Origin of the sequence: Aestuariivirga sp. (assembly GCF_044238155.1) — a bacterium.
GTDB lineage: Bacteria > Pseudomonadota > Alphaproteobacteria > Rhizobiales > Aestuariivirgaceae > Aestuariivirga.
Genome location: NZ_JBIIDX010000092.1, coordinates 1 through 14486 on the forward strand (window position 1 = coordinate 1; position 14486 = coordinate 14486).

Annotated in this window: 14 protein-coding genes; 9 read left to right on the forward strand and 5 right to left on the reverse strand. The window is 57.2% G+C overall.

What is annotated here, in order from left to right; all coding sequences use genetic code 11:
• Positions 1-156 precede the first annotated feature (156 nt).
• The 5 genes from ACILRN_RS10635 to ACILRN_RS10655 all read left to right on the forward strand — a co-directional run bounded on the left by ACILRN_RS10635 (position 157) and on the right by ACILRN_RS10655 (position 3936).
• Entirely contained in the window at positions 157-999 is an 843-nt protein-coding gene (locus ACILRN_RS10635; RefSeq protein ID WP_395688116.1) for an ABC transporter substrate-binding protein, read from the forward strand.
• A gap of 46 nt (positions 1000-1045) precedes the next feature.
• The gene (locus ACILRN_RS10640) at positions 1046-2200 is read left to right on the forward strand and encodes an amino acid ABC transporter permease (protein ID WP_395688118.1); all 1155 of its coding nucleotides are present in this window, start codon (positions 1046-1048) and stop codon (positions 2198-2200) included.
• A 2-nt stretch (positions 2201-2202) separates the two neighbouring features.
• On the forward strand, positions 2203-2946 hold the full coding sequence (locus tag ACILRN_RS10645) for an amino acid ABC transporter ATP-binding protein (protein WP_395688120.1): 744 nt from the start codon (positions 2203-2205) through the stop codon (positions 2944-2946).
• 73 nt (positions 2947-3019) lie between these two features.
• The gene (gene ndk / locus ACILRN_RS10650; RefSeq protein WP_395688122.1) at positions 3020-3442 is read left to right on the forward strand and encodes a nucleoside-diphosphate kinase; all 423 of its coding nucleotides are present in this window, start codon (positions 3020-3022) and stop codon (positions 3440-3442) included.
• An 11-nt stretch (positions 3443-3453) separates the two neighbouring features.
• Positions 3454-3936, forward strand: a complete 483-nt coding sequence (locus tag ACILRN_RS10655; protein ID WP_395688124.1) for a preQ0 transporter — start codon at positions 3454-3456, stop codon at positions 3934-3936.
• Between the two features lie 95 nt (positions 3937-4031).
• Here ACILRN_RS10655 and ACILRN_RS10660 read toward each other — a convergent pair whose 3' ends face one another.
• Entirely contained in the window at positions 4032-5645 is a 1614-nt protein-coding gene (locus ACILRN_RS10660; RefSeq protein ID WP_395688126.1) for a GMC family oxidoreductase, read from the reverse strand.
• A gap of 151 nt (positions 5646-5796) precedes the next feature.
• Between ACILRN_RS10660 and ACILRN_RS10665 the strand changes: the two genes are divergently transcribed.
• The 3 genes from ACILRN_RS10665 to ACILRN_RS10675 all read left to right on the forward strand — a co-directional run bounded on the left by ACILRN_RS10665 (position 5797) and on the right by ACILRN_RS10675 (position 9686).
• Positions 5797-6999 (forward strand): mandelate racemase/muconate lactonizing enzyme family protein, encoded by a 1203-nt coding sequence (locus ACILRN_RS10665; RefSeq protein WP_395688127.1) that lies wholly within the window; start codon positions 5797-5799, stop codon positions 6997-6999.
• A 3-nt stretch (positions 7000-7002) separates the two neighbouring features.
• Positions 7003-7902 carry an NAD(P)-dependent oxidoreductase gene (locus ACILRN_RS10670; RefSeq protein ID WP_395688129.1) on the forward strand — a complete coding sequence of 300 codons (900 nt, stop codon included), beginning with the start codon at positions 7003-7005 and terminating at the stop codon, positions 7900-7902.
• A gap of 389 nt (positions 7903-8291) precedes the next feature.
• Positions 8292-9686, forward strand: coding sequence for a hypothetical protein (locus ACILRN_RS10675; RefSeq protein WP_395688131.1), 1395 nt, complete (start codon positions 8292-8294; stop codon positions 9684-9686).
• Between the two features lie 181 nt (positions 9687-9867).
• On the opposite strand, the gene aqpZ is transcribed toward ACILRN_RS10675, so the two are convergent.
• The gene (aqpZ, locus tag ACILRN_RS10680; RefSeq protein ID WP_395688133.1) at positions 9868-10554 is read right to left on the reverse strand and encodes an aquaporin Z; all 687 of its coding nucleotides are present in this window, start codon (positions 10552-10554) and stop codon (positions 9868-9870) included.
• 263 nt (positions 10555-10817) lie between these two features.
• On the opposite strand from aqpZ, the gene ACILRN_RS10685 reads away from it, so the two are divergent.
• Positions 10818-12251: a DEAD/DEAH box helicase gene (locus ACILRN_RS10685; RefSeq protein WP_395688135.1), complete on the forward strand. Its 1434-nt coding sequence runs from the start codon at positions 10818-10820 to the stop codon at positions 12249-12251.
• An 18-nt stretch (positions 12252-12269) separates the two neighbouring features.
• On the opposite strand, the gene ACILRN_RS10690 is transcribed toward ACILRN_RS10685, so the two are convergent.
• The 3 genes from ACILRN_RS10690 to ACILRN_RS10700 all read right to left on the reverse strand — a co-directional run.
• Positions 12270-12872: a ferric reductase-like transmembrane domain-containing protein gene (locus tag ACILRN_RS10690; RefSeq protein WP_395688137.1), complete on the reverse strand. Its 603-nt coding sequence runs from the start codon at positions 12870-12872 to the stop codon at positions 12270-12272.
• Positions 12872-14221, reverse strand: a complete 1350-nt coding sequence (locus ACILRN_RS10695; RefSeq protein ID WP_395688139.1) for an FAD-binding oxidoreductase — start codon at positions 14219-14221, stop codon at positions 12872-12874. Before ACILRN_RS10695 ends, ACILRN_RS10690 begins: the two co-directional genes overlap by 1 nt.
• A gap of 10 nt (positions 14222-14231) precedes the next feature.
• Positions 14232-14486 (reverse strand): NAD(P)/FAD-dependent oxidoreductase (locus tag ACILRN_RS10700; protein ID WP_395688141.1); only part of this gene is annotated, 255 nt, incomplete at its 5' end.

Below are 14486 nucleotides of genomic sequence, written 5' to 3' on the forward strand. Positions count from 1 at the left end.
CAGGGCGATGAACTTGTAGAAGGCGCTGACGGTAAGTGTCATGGCAAGCGATCCTAAACGTTTTCGGGCCCCGCTGTCTTGGGTCATGCCCCTTGCCCTGTGGCGGATTTTGCCTTCTACTCAGGTACTGGAACTGTACGACAGGGAGATGCGATTATGAAGCTTATCAAACGGACTGTCATTGCCGCTGCAGCGCTAGTCGTTTTGAGCTTGCCAGCTGCTGCTGGTGGCAAGATCGGCAATTGCGAGGTGTCAGGCGAAAAAGGCTCGATCCCCATCGCCACCCCAGCCAAGGCGGGGCAACTCACGGTGGAAGTCTCTCTCCCGGCACCAATCTGGTGGAACGGCGATGACCCGGCGGCCATCAAGGACGGCATGGAATACTGCATGGCGGCGGAAATCGCCTGGCGGGCGGGATATGACAAGCTGGAGGTGGTGAATGTCGGCTGGGATGCGCTCATTGCAGGTCAGACCGAGGGGTTTGATCTCGCCATGTCGCAGATTTCCATCACCGAAGAGCGGAAGAAGGTACACGACTTCTCGGTGCCTTACTTCGGTTCCGACATTGGCGTGCTTGCGCGCAAGGATGCGCCTGTGGACGGAACCTCCATCAAGTCGGCGCGGGTTGGTGTACAGCAGGCCACCACTGGGGCGGCCTTCGCCCAGGACACGCTGGGTCTCACCGATGTCCTCGTCTACCCGGAACAGGGTGACATGTTTACCGCACTTCGCGCCGGCCAGATCGACGCGGCGATGACCGATACCTCGATCGTGCTAGCGGAAGAGAAGGCGAATCCTGATACAGTTGCAATCGCAGGTCAGTACAAGACCGGTGAAACCTACGGCGCGATCTATCCGAAGGGCAATGCCAACAACGCCATCCTGGACAAGATCATCCAGTCGATGATTGACGATGGCACGGTCGCTAAACTCGGTGCCAAATATCTTGCGGCGGCCTGGGGCAAGGACCCCGCTACGGTTCCCTACTTTACACCTTGAGCCATGGACCCCCGCCGACTGAGTCGGCGGGGGTCATCCAGCCCCCGTGACGACACCCCCTCACGCCCGACTGCCACACCGCGCTGATGGGCTGGCGCTTGCAGCTCTGCTGTTTGCAGCGCTGTGCACGCTGTCGGCCTACGGCGCGACAAGCCTTGTGGCGGCAGCGCTTGGCGATCTTGGTGTGATGAACGTCGGTTGGAAAGCCATGTTGTGGCTGAGCATTGCCGCCACGGCCTGCTTGTTTCTTCCTGCGGTTCGTGCGCTCACTGCTGTACGTCGGGCAAGTACTGCGCTGGCAACCGGTGATCTCGTCAGCGCTCGCATCGAGACTGCGGCCGCCCGGGAGCATGGCTGGCTGACCTTCGGGTGGGGTGCGTTTGCGCTCATCATTCTGGGCTTTGCCAGTTTCGTGGTGATGAATGACGTTGCGGTAGGACATACGTTTTTCTTCCTGCCCCTGATTCAGGACAAGTGGTGGCAAGTGACGCGCCAATTTCTGATCAACAATATCTTCATCTTTGTCGTCGCAGAAATTCTTGTACTGGCTTGGGGCCTCGTTGTGGCATTGGCGCGCCTCATGCCCGGAAGGGCGGGTCAGCCGATCCGCGCCCTTGCTATTCTCTATTGCGATATCTTTCGAGGCCTTCCGGCCATCGTAACCCTTTACCTGATTGGTTTTGGCATACCGACCTCCGGTCTCCCCGACCTGATCGTGCCCCATATCGTTGGCCTGTTCACCGATCTGTCGGCAATGACAGTTGCCGAGCAGCGTGCCGCAACTCGCATTCCTGTCATGTGGTGGTGCATTCTGGCGCTTACCCTCACCTACGGTGCCTATGTAGCGGAGGTCTACCGGGCTGGGATCGACAGCATTCACTGGAGCCAGATCGCTGCGGCGCGCTCGCTTGGCCTTTCATACATGCAAACCATGCGGTATGTCGTGGTACCGCAGGCCGTGCGCCGGATCTTGGCGCCTTTGCTCAATGACTTTATAGGCCTACAAAAAGACACGGCGCTCGTCCAGGTTGTGGGCGTGATTGACGCCTTCAATCAGTCACGCATCATTGCATCAAATGCATTTAATCTTTCGGCTGTCACTATCGTGGCGATCCTGTTCGTAATTATCACCATTCCACAGGCGCGCTTTGTCGATCGGCTCATTGATCGAGACAATGCCCGCATGCGGGCCGGTGGCTAAGCATGGCCTTCCTGGAAATCCTCAACGTCGAGAAGGAGTTCGGAGCTATACGTGTTTTGCGCGGCGTGAATTTGAGGGTCGATGAGCATCAGGTAGTATGCCTAATTGGACCATCAGGCTGTGGAAAATCCACGCTGCTGAGATGTATCAACGGGCTTGAGTCGATCCAGGGTGGCGAGATCCGGCTCAGGGATGATCGGGTGTCTGGACCTGGGGTTGACGTCAATCGGCTACGTCGTGACGTTGGCATCGTCTTCCAGAGTTTCAACCTGTTTCCGCACATGAGCGTTCTCGAGAACGTGACGCTGGCACCGATCAAGGTGCTGAAGCTTGCTCGCGAAGAGGCAGAGGCGAGAGCCATGACGCTCTTGAAGCGTATCGGCCTCGAAGCCAAATCGGGCGATTACCCGGACCGCCTGTCTGGTGGCCAACAGCAACGGGTCGCCATTGTGCGGGCTTTGGCTATGGAACCGAAGCTGATGCTGCTGGACGAGGTCACTTCAGCGTTGGATCCTGAGCTTGTCTCGGAAGTCTTGAACATCATACGGGACCTCGCTCTGCAGGGCATGACCATGCTTCTTGCCACTCATGAGATGGGTTTCGCCCGCGAGGTGGCGTCAAAGGTATGCTTTCTCTACGAGGGTCAGGTGCATGAGGAAGGGCCGCCAGCACAGATCTTTTCCGATCCCAAGCAAGAGCGCACCCGCGCCTTTCTGAGGCGCATCATCGAGGCTGGCAGGCTCTGAGGCGCTTGCCAGCCGGGCGGCTGGGGGCTATACCGCGCCGCATTCCGAACAGACTGAAACCACGAGGATATTCATGGCTATCGAACGCACCTTCTCGATTATCAAGCCCGACGCCACGCGCCGCAACCTTACGGGCGCCATCAACTCCAAGATCGAGGGTGCGGGCCTGCGCATCATTGGCCAAAAGCGTGTGCGCTGGAGCAAGGCTGACGCTGAGGCTTTCTACGCGGTGCACAAGGAGCGTCCATTTTTCAACGATCTCGTCGCCTTCATGATCTCCGGCCCAATCGTGGTGCAGGTCCTGGAAGGTGAAAACGCGGTAGCGAAATATCGTGAAGTTATGGGTGCAACAAATCCGGCCAACGCCGCTCCTGGGACTATCCGCAAGGAATTCGCGGAGTCAATCGAGGCCAATTCGGTGCATGGATCCGATTCACCTGAAAACGCCAAGATCGAGATCAATCAGATATTCAAGCCCGGCGAAATCATCGGTTGAAGCAGACGCCGGTGTGGACCGTCCTTTACGTCGTGGCGATCGTGCTGGTGAACTGGATGTTCACTGCCATCGCACCCTGGACGACCCCGCTCGGCGATCTTTATCTCGCGAATGTGGTGGTTGGCTTTGTTTTCGTGTTGCGCGACTATGCGCAGCGCGAGGTCGGCCACCTCATCTTGTTGGGCACGGCGGCGGCGGGCATTCTTACCTGGCTCATGGTCGATCCCGCCATCGCAGTCGCTTCAGTTACCGCGTTCGCACTATCGGAAACAGCCGACTGGGGTGTCTATTCCTTGCTCCGCCGGCCGCTTTCTCAGCGTATCCTGATCTCCAGCATCATAGCCGTGCCGCTCGATACGCTGGCCTTCCAATATCTGGCAGGATATCTGACGCCGGCAGCGTTCCTGACTGAAGTCGTGAGCAAGGCAGTGGGCGTATTTGTTGTCTGGTATCTGCTGAGGCTGCGTGACTCCCGCCGGCCCATGGCGGTGTGAGCAATCGTAACTTGCTTAGAGACTAAGTTTGCGATTGTTCCACTCGAACGTGAATTCACTCAAATCGCAGTGTCGTTTGGCGGGTTCCTTCGCTTTCATGCTTTTGACAGGATGATATCAGCCCCCCGCCAGCCCATCATCATAGATGGTGCATTGGTGTTTCCGGCGATAAGGTTTGGAAACACCGAGGCGTCGCACACACGAAGGCCTTCAAACCCGTGCACGCGGAGGTTGGTATCTACGACCGACTGCCTTGGGTCTGAGCCCATGCGACAAGTGCAGGAATGGTGATAGACCGTGCCGCTGCGCTGGCGGAAATCGTTGATCAGATCGTCGTCACTTGTCACAACTGGACCGGGACGCAGTTCTTCGTCCATCAGGCTCTTCATAGGCTCCTGTGAGGCGATAACACGCAGGAATTTTACCGCCGAGAGCATTTCCTCAACATCACTTTGCGTTGAGAAAGCGTTGAAGATGATCTTCGGATGTGTGAACGGATCTGGTGACTTGATCATGACCGAACCCGAGCTGGTGGGCCGGCAGTTGGACAGCCCCAGTGACAGCCCGGAAAACGGATCTGGGTTCAGTATCGGCCGCTCGCCGGGCCTCGGAATCAGTGTCGAGAATGCCTGCATGTAGAGCTGCATGTTGGGCCGGGGCAGATCGGGACTGGTTCGGAAGAACCCACCACCCTGATTGATGCTGAGCGCCAGCGGGCCTTTTCGGAACAACAGGTATTGAAGACCTGCCCTGAGCTTGCCCCACCACGGGCGCAGTTCATCATTGAGGGTCGGTACCTTCATGCGCCAAGTGTAGTTGATTCCGTGATGATCCTGCATGCGGGAACCGACGTTGGGGTTGTCATGCAACACTGGAATGCCGAGTGACTGCAGCAGTGCGCCAGGTCCGATGCCGGAAAGCTGAAGAAGCTGTGGCGAGTTAATGGCGCCCCCGGCCACGATCACCTCTCTGGCGCGAACCTTGAGCGGCTTTCCGTTTTTCGTGTATTCAACGCCGACTGCACGCTTCCCCTCAAATAAGACGCGTGTGGTGTGGGCATGGGTTTCAACAAGGAGGTTGTGGCGTCTCATCGCCGGGTGAAGGAAAGCGCGTGCGGCTGATAGGCGGCGACCATTCTTGATGGTGAACTGATAGAGGCCGACACCCTCCTGGCTGATGCCATTGAAATCTGGCGTATAGGCAAGGCCCGCTGCCTTCGAGGCTTCGATAAAGGGCCGACACAGCGAATGGGCCTGATCTGCCAGATCCGAAATGAACACTGGTCCACCTCGGCCGCGAAGCTCAGGATCGCCGGCACCATAGTCCTCCATTGCCCGATAGACAGGCAGCACATCATCCCAGCCCCAGCCAGTGTTTCCGGCCGCCTTCCAGTCCTCGTAATCGTCACGGTGTCCACGGATATAGACCATGGCGTTGATCGAAGATGAGCCACCCAGCAGCTTGCCGCGAGGATAGAAGTCACGCTGCCCGTTGAGACCTGGGTCGGATTCGGCCTCATACATCCAGTTAACGCGCCGGTCATAGAAGGTCTTGCCGTAGCCCAAAGGCATCTGGACATAAAAACGATGGTCGCTGCCGCCTGCCTCCAGCACCAGCACACGATTCCGGCTGTCGGCACTGAGACGATCGGCCAGGACCGAGCCTGCCGAACCCGCGCCCACAATGATGTAATCAAACTCTGTTTGCACGCTATGTTGCCCGGTGGTGAAGACGAGAGGTCATTTGACCCATTTTGATCATTTAAAACAAGTGGTTCCGTCTCAACACCGGTTAGAAATTTTCATCGCTTACCAGGCCTGCCAGCTGCTAGAAGATTAGGGTTGATGGGAGGGTGCCTGCATGAAAGTCAAAGATCTTAGAGTTTTCATCGTTGGTAACCCGCCGCCCTCCTGGGGCGGGCGCTATTTTACCTTCGTGAAGCTCACCACGGACAATGGCATCACCGGCATTGGCGAATGCTATGGGGCCAGCTTTGGGCCTCGGGCCATGACTGCGATGATCGAGGACACATTTGCGCGCTACGTGGACGGTATGGACCCTTTTCATCTCGAGGCAATGTGGCGCAAGGCCTATGGCTCGGGCTACACGCTACGGCCCGACCCCTCACTGATGGGGGTGCTCTCGGGGCTCGAAATCGCGCTGTGGGATATCAAGGGCAAGGCGGTCGGCAAGCCTGTCTACGAACTGCTCGGTGGCCGCGTACATGAGAAGCTTCGCTCCTATACCTACATCTATCCAGATCCTGCCAAGGGCCAGGACTCGACGATTTTCTGGAATGCCGAACAATCCGCCGAGCAGGCCGCACATTACGTCAAACGCGGTTTCACTGGAGTCAAGTTTGATCCCGCGGCCCCATACTCGGCCTTTGACCCCCGCCAGCCCTCTCTTGAGTCGATGGAATTGTGCGTGAAGTTCTGCAAGCTGATCCGTGAAGCGGTGGGCACCAAGGCCGATCTTCTTTTCGGTACGCACGGCCAGTTCACCACATCAGGTGCGATACGCTTTGCCAGGAAGATCGAGCCCTTTGATCCGTTGTGGTTCGAGGAGCCTACCCCGCCTGAAAAGCCCGAAGACATGGCATTGGTCGCGCGAGCCACATCCATTCCTGTGGCAACCGGCGAGCGCCTTACCACAAAGTATGAATTCGCCCGCGTTCTGGAATGCCGCGCCGCTTCAATCCTGCAGATGGCGCTGGGCCGTGTGGGCGGCTTGATGGAGGCAAAGAAGATCGCTGGCATGGCGGAAACCTACTATGCGCAGATCGCACCGCATCTTTATGCTGGTCCTGTCGAGGGTGCGGCCAACATCCACTACGCTGCGTCGCTGCCAAACTTCCTGATTCTTGAATCGATCGAGGAGTGGGGTGGATTTCATTCCAAGATACTCAAGAAACCGATTCATTGGCAGGATGGATATGTGATCCCGCCAGAGGAGCCTGGGCTTGGTATTGAGCTCAATGAGGAAGTGGCAGAAGCTCATCCCTATATTGGCAACAACCTCCATCTCGAAATGACCAATCGGCCGCTACGCAAGGAAGAATAGATTATGCATTATGGTTACATCGGACTTGGAAATCTTGGCGGCCATCTTGCACATTCGCTTGTCAGAAAGGGCTACAAGCTCACGGTTTTTGATCTCGATCCGTCGCTTGCCGCACGTCATGTAAGGGATGGTGCGGCCTTGGCTAAATCGCCGGCTGAGCTGGCAGCGAAAGTTGATCATGTGTTTACCTGTCTTCCTTCGCCCACGGTGTCGGAAAAGGTGCTGGCCGAGATCCTGACCACCCTCAAGCCAGGTTCAACGTGGATCGAGAACTCCACCAACGGCCGCGACGAAATGCAACGCCTCGCCGCCAAGGCAGAGGCCAAAGGTGTGAAAGTTCTGGAGGCGCCGGTCACGGGCGGCGTGCACCTGGCTGCACGCGGTGAAATAACCGTTCTGGTCGGTGGTGACAAATCAGTCTTCGAGCTTCACAGGCCGGCGCTGGAGATCATCGGCAAGAAGATCTTCCACATGGGTCCGATCGGGTCTGCTGCTGTCATCAAGGTGATTACGAACATGCTTGCCTTCATCCATCTGGTCGCTGATGCCGAGGCGCTGATGCTTGCGAGGCGCGGTGGACTCGACCTCGGCCAGGCCTGGGCAGCCATCACTGCGTCGTCCGGAACCAGCTTCGTCCATGAAACGGAAGGCCAACTCATTCTCAATGGCAGCTACGATATTGCATTCACTATGGACCTGGCGCTGAAGGACTTGGGTTTTGCCATGAATTTCGGCAAGGAATTCGGTGTGCCTTTGGATCTTGCCTCGATGACTCAGCAAACCTTCATGAAAGGCAAAGCCGCATACGGTGGCGCGGCGCAGTCCACACAGATTGCAAAGCTTCTCGAGGATTTGTTGCACACCGATCTCCGCGCACCTGGCTTTCCTGCGCGCCTGGAGTAACACTCAATCACTGCTGACGAAATCGGCTCAACCCGATCCTGTGGTGAAATCCTTTCTCCCGGCACGCAACGCTTTTCTGCACTTTCAGTCTATGAAATGCTTTTCATGGCGTGTTGTATTGTGTGAATCACTTGATCTGCGCCTCCTCAATCTGGTTTAGATCGAGGTTGCTAATGACGTGCTTGTGAGGCGTGAGTCGATAGCGAATGTTGGCTAAAAGCTGCGAAGGGATGCCGCAAGGTGACATTGTTCTCACGAAGGATAAATCCACGCCAGCCGGTCTGCGGAGATCCCACAGCGCTGCGTGGCGCTTTGCTTCCAAGGTTCGTCTTCATCGTGCTTCCGCAGTTTTCGCGCCCCTTTTGCGACTAGTGCGGTGAGATCTCCACATGGACTTCGGGCGCAGTACTCCGTTTCAGGACCAGCGCATCCTGCTTTTCTTAGCGGCGGTGCTGGTCGTCGCTACGTTTGGATTATCATCCTACCTCTATATTAATGCTGACGTTGCTTTCTTGGTGTGGGCTGCAGATCAAGTTCTTGGGCCTGCAGTCTACGGAAGGGACATTCTCGACGTAAATCCGCCGTTGTGTATGCTGATCTACGTGCCGGCCGCATTGCTTGCGCAGTTCATCGGGTTTGACTGGGGCATACGGATATGGATGCTATTCTTGTCCTTGCTGGCGCTTCTCGTCCTTTGGCAAGTGGCAGATAGATCCCTGCGTGCATCAGTTGCAACGGTGCTGGTGCTGTTCTTGATCCTCGCCTACCCGCATCACTATGCGCAGCGCGAACAGATTGCCTTCCTGCTATGCGCGCCTTATGTGGCTGGGCCGAGTCAACGCCGGTCCTGGGGCCTGGCAAGTGGTATCATGGCTGGTATCGGCTTCTTGATGAAGCCATATTTTCTGATTCCCCTGGCTTTGGTATTTGCTTTGCGCCGAAGGCTTGGCGATGAAGAGCGCGCCATTCTGCTGGTGGGCATTGCCTATGGCCTCGTTCTGGTTTTCTTCTTTCAGCCCTATCTGTTTGAGATGGTACCGGCGGCAACCGCGACATATTGGGCAATTTCCTATTCTTGGTACCAGATTGCTTTGCAGGTTGTCGTGGTTCTGGTGGGTATTGCGCCCTTCGCTATGGGGGGTGCTGTGCTGCTGGCTGCTCGTCCATTTCTGATGGCGACGCTAGGTTTTACGATAGCAGCAGTACTTCAGAGCAAGGGTTTTATGTATCATTTTATACCAGCATTTGGATTCCTGGTTATGTCGCTGACAGTTGGCATCAGCAACCCAAAGCAAACAGCCGCCAAGGTGGCCGGCCTGATCCTGCTGTTGCAAGTCGCGTGGTTGTCTGGGATTGTTGGACTATGGCTGAGCTATCGGCAGCAGACGACCCAAGTCAATTCAAGGATCCAATACGAGATCGATCGGGCTGGGTCCTTCGCATCTTTGCATCCCAATCCCTTTCCAGCGTTTCCAGCGGCGATCTATACTCATTCAAAGTTCACAGGAATTGCAATTTGTCAGATCTTTCTTCCCGCAGTCAAACAACTTCTTGCAGAACAAGACGCCGGAAAATCGAATATGGCATATGAATTGGCGCTCTCTCAGGCAAAACGCGAGCTTGGTAGAAAGCCTAATCTCGTTTTCACCACCAACAAAAATCATGATGGTACGTCGTTCAATTACCTTGATTGGCTTCTGCGGGATGAAGAGTTTCGCGATCTCTGGAAGGACTATGAGGACTATCGTATTATTGGTCCGTATTCGCTCTATCGTCTCAGATAGACAATCGTTGTGACGTGAGTGAGCAGTTTGATCCAAATGGCCGGGCGGTTATTGCTTGATCTATCGGACGGACGATCTGAATGATTGCAAGACGAGTGTGGTTGCTCATGCGGCATGGGCGCCTGCGGATTCAGACGGAGCAGGCCGTGAGGTCTGGCCCCGTCTGCAGTCCCTACAGGGTTCAGTCTTCCGAAAGAAACCGGTGAATGATGGCACCAGCAAGTCCACCCGCGATCGGTGCCAGCCAGAATAGCCAGAGCTGCTGTATGGCCCAGCCATCTGCAAACAACGCCACGGCAGTCGAGCGCGCGGGGTTCACCGATGTATTGGTCACGGGGATGGAAATCAGGTGAATCAGTGTCAGTGCGAGTCCGATGGCCAGGGGGGCGAAGCCGGCGGGCGCATTCTTGTGGGTAACACCGAGAATCACCACGAGGAACATGGCGGTCATCACCACCTCGCACACCAGTGCGGCTGTGAGCGAATAACCGCCCGGTGAATGTTCGCCGTAACCGTTCGACGCAAATCCTCCCGTCACGGAGAAATCCGCCTTGCCGCTGGCGATGAGATAGAGCACCAGGGCGCCAAATGCACCGCCGAGCACCTGGGCGACGACATAACCAGGTACGCTGCTCCAGCTGACACGGCCTGCAGCCGCGAGCCCCACGGTGACAGCTGGGTTGAAATGCGCGCCGGAAACATGGCCTACAGCATAGGCCATGGTGAGAACGGTAAGCCCGAAGGCAAGGGCCACGCCAGCAAAGCCGATTCCGAGTTCTGGCACGCCTGCCGCCAATACGGCGGCACCACAGCCCCCCAGCACCAGCCAGAATGTTCCGAAGAACTCCGCCCCCAGTTTCTTGATCATAGTTTCACGTCTCCTCTGTTGAGCCGCCAGTCGTTTCTGGTGGCAGCGTGGACAAGAATTAAGAATCGCAAGATAGCGCAGGAACTGCTGGAGATTGTCTTTTCACCGGCAATCGGGCAAGTCCTGTCTGGCCTCGCCTTGATTGACTTTCAGCTGCAAGATCCCTATGTGGCTCTTGTGACGCCGCCGGGCCTCCATGGCGCACCTAGCCCGGCGTGCCTTTTCAAGCTGAACAAAGCCGCCAGATTGGTCTCTCTCACCGCATGAACTTCTCCGAGCTCGGACTGAGCCCCAGAACCCTCGAGGCGATAAGCGCCGCTGGCTACCAGACCCCGACACCCATTCAGGCAGAGGCCATTCCGCCCGCCTTGCAGCGTCGCGACGTCATGGGCCTTGCCCAGACCGGTTCCGGCAAGACGGCAGCTTTCGTGTTGCCGATGTTGTCGCTGCTCGAAAAGGGAAGGGCGCGGGCACGGATGCCGCGCACCCTCATTCTTGAGCCAACCCGTGAACTTGCCGATCAGGTGCGGGAGGCCTTTGAAACGCTTGGAAGGCTCCACAACCTGTCTGTAGCGCTGCTGATCGGGGGCGTGGCCTTCGAGCCGCAAGCCTTGAAGATCGATCGCGGTGCCGACGTGGTAATTGCGACTCCGGGCAGGCTGCTGGACCATTTCGAGCGTGGCAAGCTTCTCCTCACCGGCATCGACATGCTGGTGATCGACGAGGCAGACCGCATGCTGGATATGGGCTTCATTCCTGACATCGAGCGAATTTGCAAGCTCCTGCCCTTCACCCGGCAGACTCTGTTCTTCTCGGCCACCATGCCGCCGGAAATCCAGCGGCTAACCACGGCCTTCCTGCATAACCCGGTGCGCGTCGAGGTTTCACGGCCATCGTCCACGGCCGAGACCATCACCCAAATGCTGGTAAAGGCTCCGCATGAGGCGAAGGCCAAACGGGAGACATTGCGCCAGCTTCTTCGGACGCAGACCAATGTGAAGAACGCAATTATCTTTGCAAATCGCAAGACCACCGTTGCGCTGCTGGAGAAGTCGCTGGCCGTACACGGCTTCAGTGTCGGCGCTCTTCACGGCGACATGGATCAATCTGCCCGGCTCAAGACCCTCGCCGGCTTCCGGGCGAACGAGATCACCTACCTCATTGCTTCGGATGTTGCAGCTCGCGGACTTGATATTCCGGAGGTGAGCCATGTCTTCAATTTCGATGTGCCAACCCATGCTGAAGACTATGTCCACCGCATTGGCCGTACCGGTCGCGCAGGTCGTGAGGGCCAGGCCTTCACGCTGGTTACTAGCGAAGAGGGAAAGCAGTGGAAGGCAATCGAGTCGCTGATCAAAAAAGAAGTTCCATATTTTGCGTTGAGTGAAGAGGCCCAGGCAGCGATTGAGACCCGCGCCGCAGAGCCTGATCGGCCACGCCGGGAGCGTAGCCCCCGGCCCGAGCGGCGTCCGCGCCGTGAGGTGCCTCAGGGCGATCTGCGCGCTGAAAATGAGCCATCTCGCGAGGAGCGTGCCGTACCGCTTTCAAGGCAGGAGCGCGAACCGAGGCCAGCGCGAGCCTCGGGTGCCGTGCGGGAGAAGAGAGAGGCACAGGATGCCCCCGATCACCGTGGCTTCACCGAGCAGACAGTGCCTGCCTTCCTCATGCGAAGTGTCAAGTCAGTTCAACCCTCGTGATTCAAAGCCGCTCCTGGCTCACTGGCGGTGGCCGGCCGGACGGGAGAAGTTGTGGATCACGCGGTAGGCTTCAAGTGCGGCCAGTGGCAGGAGATGCAGCCATAACGCCCCATGCCCCGACTTGATCAGATACCAGTGCAGTGCAGCCGCAATAACTGAGACATAGGCCAGCCGTTGCAGCATCTTCCACCAGACGCCCAGCCTGTGCACTGCCTCGTCATTGCTAGTGAGCGCGAGGGCCAGCATCGCGAGAAAAGCTATCCAGCCTGCGAGATAGGCGGCTGTCTGTAAATCAAACACAACAATATTCAGACTTGCTTGTCGGATGAGGTAAGCCGAGGCATGCAGTGCAGCATAGAGGAAAGCAGCTAGTCCCAGAGTGCGGCGGCGCTTGAACAGCCACATGGGCCAGTGCGGCCCAAGCCCCGTTTGTCTCATGATGAGTCGCAGTGGCGTCACTGCAAGCGTCATGATCAGAAACCTGATGGCCCATTCTCCAGACTGGTTTATCAACACCCCCCAGCCTGTCTCTTCAAGGAAGAACTCCGAGAACATCAAGATCGCTGGAACAGCAACGAGCAGCCGCAATACCGGCAGCGAGTCAATGAGCCTTCGTAGCATCAGATCACCTTTCCGGGGTTAAGAATGCCCCTCGGGTCCAGAGCTTGCTTGAGGCTCCGCATCAAAGCGAGTTCCTCCGCGGAGCGCGATAAGTGAAGGTATGGGCGCTTCAGTGCGCCAATGCCATGTTCGGCGGAGATGGATCCGCCGTAACTCCCGAGCACACTATAGACGATGTCATCCACGTCATGGATCGACTCGCCCGCGCCAAAAAAGGTGGACACACAGATATGAACATTCGAGTCGCCGACATGACCATAAAAGGACACATGTGCCTCCGGCCACCGTGCGCGTAATGCAGTTGTGCAAACCTCAGCATATTCGCCAATCAGGCCGATGGGCAGGCTAACGTCAAAATTGAGTAGATTGGGCAGGTTCTCGATGGGGTAGCCCTCGCGCACTGACCAGATCTCGCGTGCCTGAGTCTGCGATCGTGCGATGAGCGCATCAGCAATGAGGCCCTCGTCCAGGCACTGGCCAAGAAATGACTCGATAGTGTCGGCATTTGCCGTGCTTTCGAGAATGACATTGAATGGATGGCTTTCGGCAAAGAATCCAAGCTTCAGGGCATTAGCATTGAAGTTGAAATAGTCAGCCCACATCGCCTCAAAAGCCAGAAGTGTTACAAGTCCTTCCTGGGCATGGCGCAGCAGAGTTACGACCTTTGCGTAGGATGAGACTGCGCAGAGCATGGTCGTGATTGGGCCAGGAGGTGGATGGAGCCGCAGGACGGCCCGGGTGATTACGCCAAGTGTTCCCTCAGACCCGATAAACAGTTGTTTCAGGTCATATCCGGCATTGTTCTTCAGCATTCGGTTCATCGAGGAGATGATGGTCCCATCAGCCAGGACCACCTCAAGACCAAGGACCTGTTCACGTGCCATCCCATAGCGGATGACTCGGATGCCACCTGCGTTCGTCGCCAGGTTACCTCCTATCTGGCAGGAACCACGAGAGCCAAGGTCAAGCGCCAGAAACAGTCCTTTCTCCGCCGCGGCTGCCTGGCAGGTTTCAAGTGGCGTTCCCGCGCTCACCGCCATGGTGGCCGATGCTACGTCCACGTTTTCCACTCCCCGCAACAACTCGAGGCTCAGGACCAGGTCGCCAGGCTGTGGATTTGCCCCTCCCGCAAGTCCTGTCATTCCTCCCTGTACGGTGACGGTCGCGCCATATTCATTGCAGAGCCGCAACGCAGTTGAAACCTCGGATGTATTCCGTGGGCGGACGATGAACTGGGGACGGGCTTTGCCGGTGCCGCTCATGTCCGAGACATGGCGCGGGCCGAAGGCGCTGCCTTCAAGGAGGCTGCCCTCTCCCAGCGCAGCGCGAAGACGATCGACGAGGGTCATGGCTCGAGTTTCAGCTGGTTTTGAGGGAACTGGCAAGATGGCGGGCTGCCATCACGGCGGTGGAAAAACATGCCTGCAGCAGGTAACCACCGGTAGGGGCTTCCCAGTCAAGCATCTCCCCCACGCAATAGACGCCGGGAACCTTGAGAAGCTGGAAGTGCGTATCGACCTCTTCGAGCGCAACCCCACCAGCCGACGAGATGGCCCGGACGATCCCCGCGGGGCGCTCCAGTTTCAGAGGCATGGCCTTGATGCCTCTGGCGTC

Excerpts from the sequence above, each read along its gene's own strand:
- ACILRN_RS10635 (WP_395688116.1), top strand. The coding sequence starts at position 157 with ATGAAGCTTATCAAACGGACTGTCATTGCCGCTGCAGCGCTAGTCGTT.
- ACILRN_RS10645 (WP_395688120.1), top strand. The coding sequence starts at position 2,203 with ATGGCCTTCCTGGAAATCCTCAACGTCGAGAAGGAGTTCGGAGCTATA.
- ndk (WP_395688122.1), top strand. The coding sequence starts at position 3,020 with ATGGCTATCGAACGCACCTTCTCGATTATCAAGCCCGACGCCACGCGC.
- ACILRN_RS10665 (WP_395688127.1), top strand. The coding sequence starts at position 5,797 with ATGAAAGTCAAAGATCTTAGAGTTTTCATCGTTGGTAACCCGCCGCCC.
- ACILRN_RS10670 (WP_395688129.1), top strand. The coding sequence starts at position 7,003 with ATGCATTATGGTTACATCGGACTTGGAAATCTTGGCGGCCATCTTGCA.
- ACILRN_RS10675 (WP_395688131.1), top strand. The coding sequence starts at position 8,292 with ATGGACTTCGGGCGCAGTACTCCGTTTCAGGACCAGCGCATCCTGCTT.
- aqpZ (WP_395688133.1), bottom strand. The coding sequence starts at position 10,554 with ATGATCAAGAAACTGGGGGCGGAGTTCTTCGGAACATTCTGGCTGGTG.
- ACILRN_RS10685 (WP_395688135.1), top strand. The coding sequence starts at position 10,818 with ATGAACTTCTCCGAGCTCGGACTGAGCCCCAGAACCCTCGAGGCGATA.
- ACILRN_RS10690 (WP_395688137.1), bottom strand. The coding sequence starts at position 12,872 with ATGCTACGAAGGCTCATTGACTCGCTGCCGGTATTGCGGCTGCTCGTT.
- ACILRN_RS10695 (WP_395688139.1), bottom strand. The coding sequence starts at position 14,221 with ATGACCCTCGTCGATCGTCTTCGCGCTGCGCTGGGAGAGGGCAGCCTC.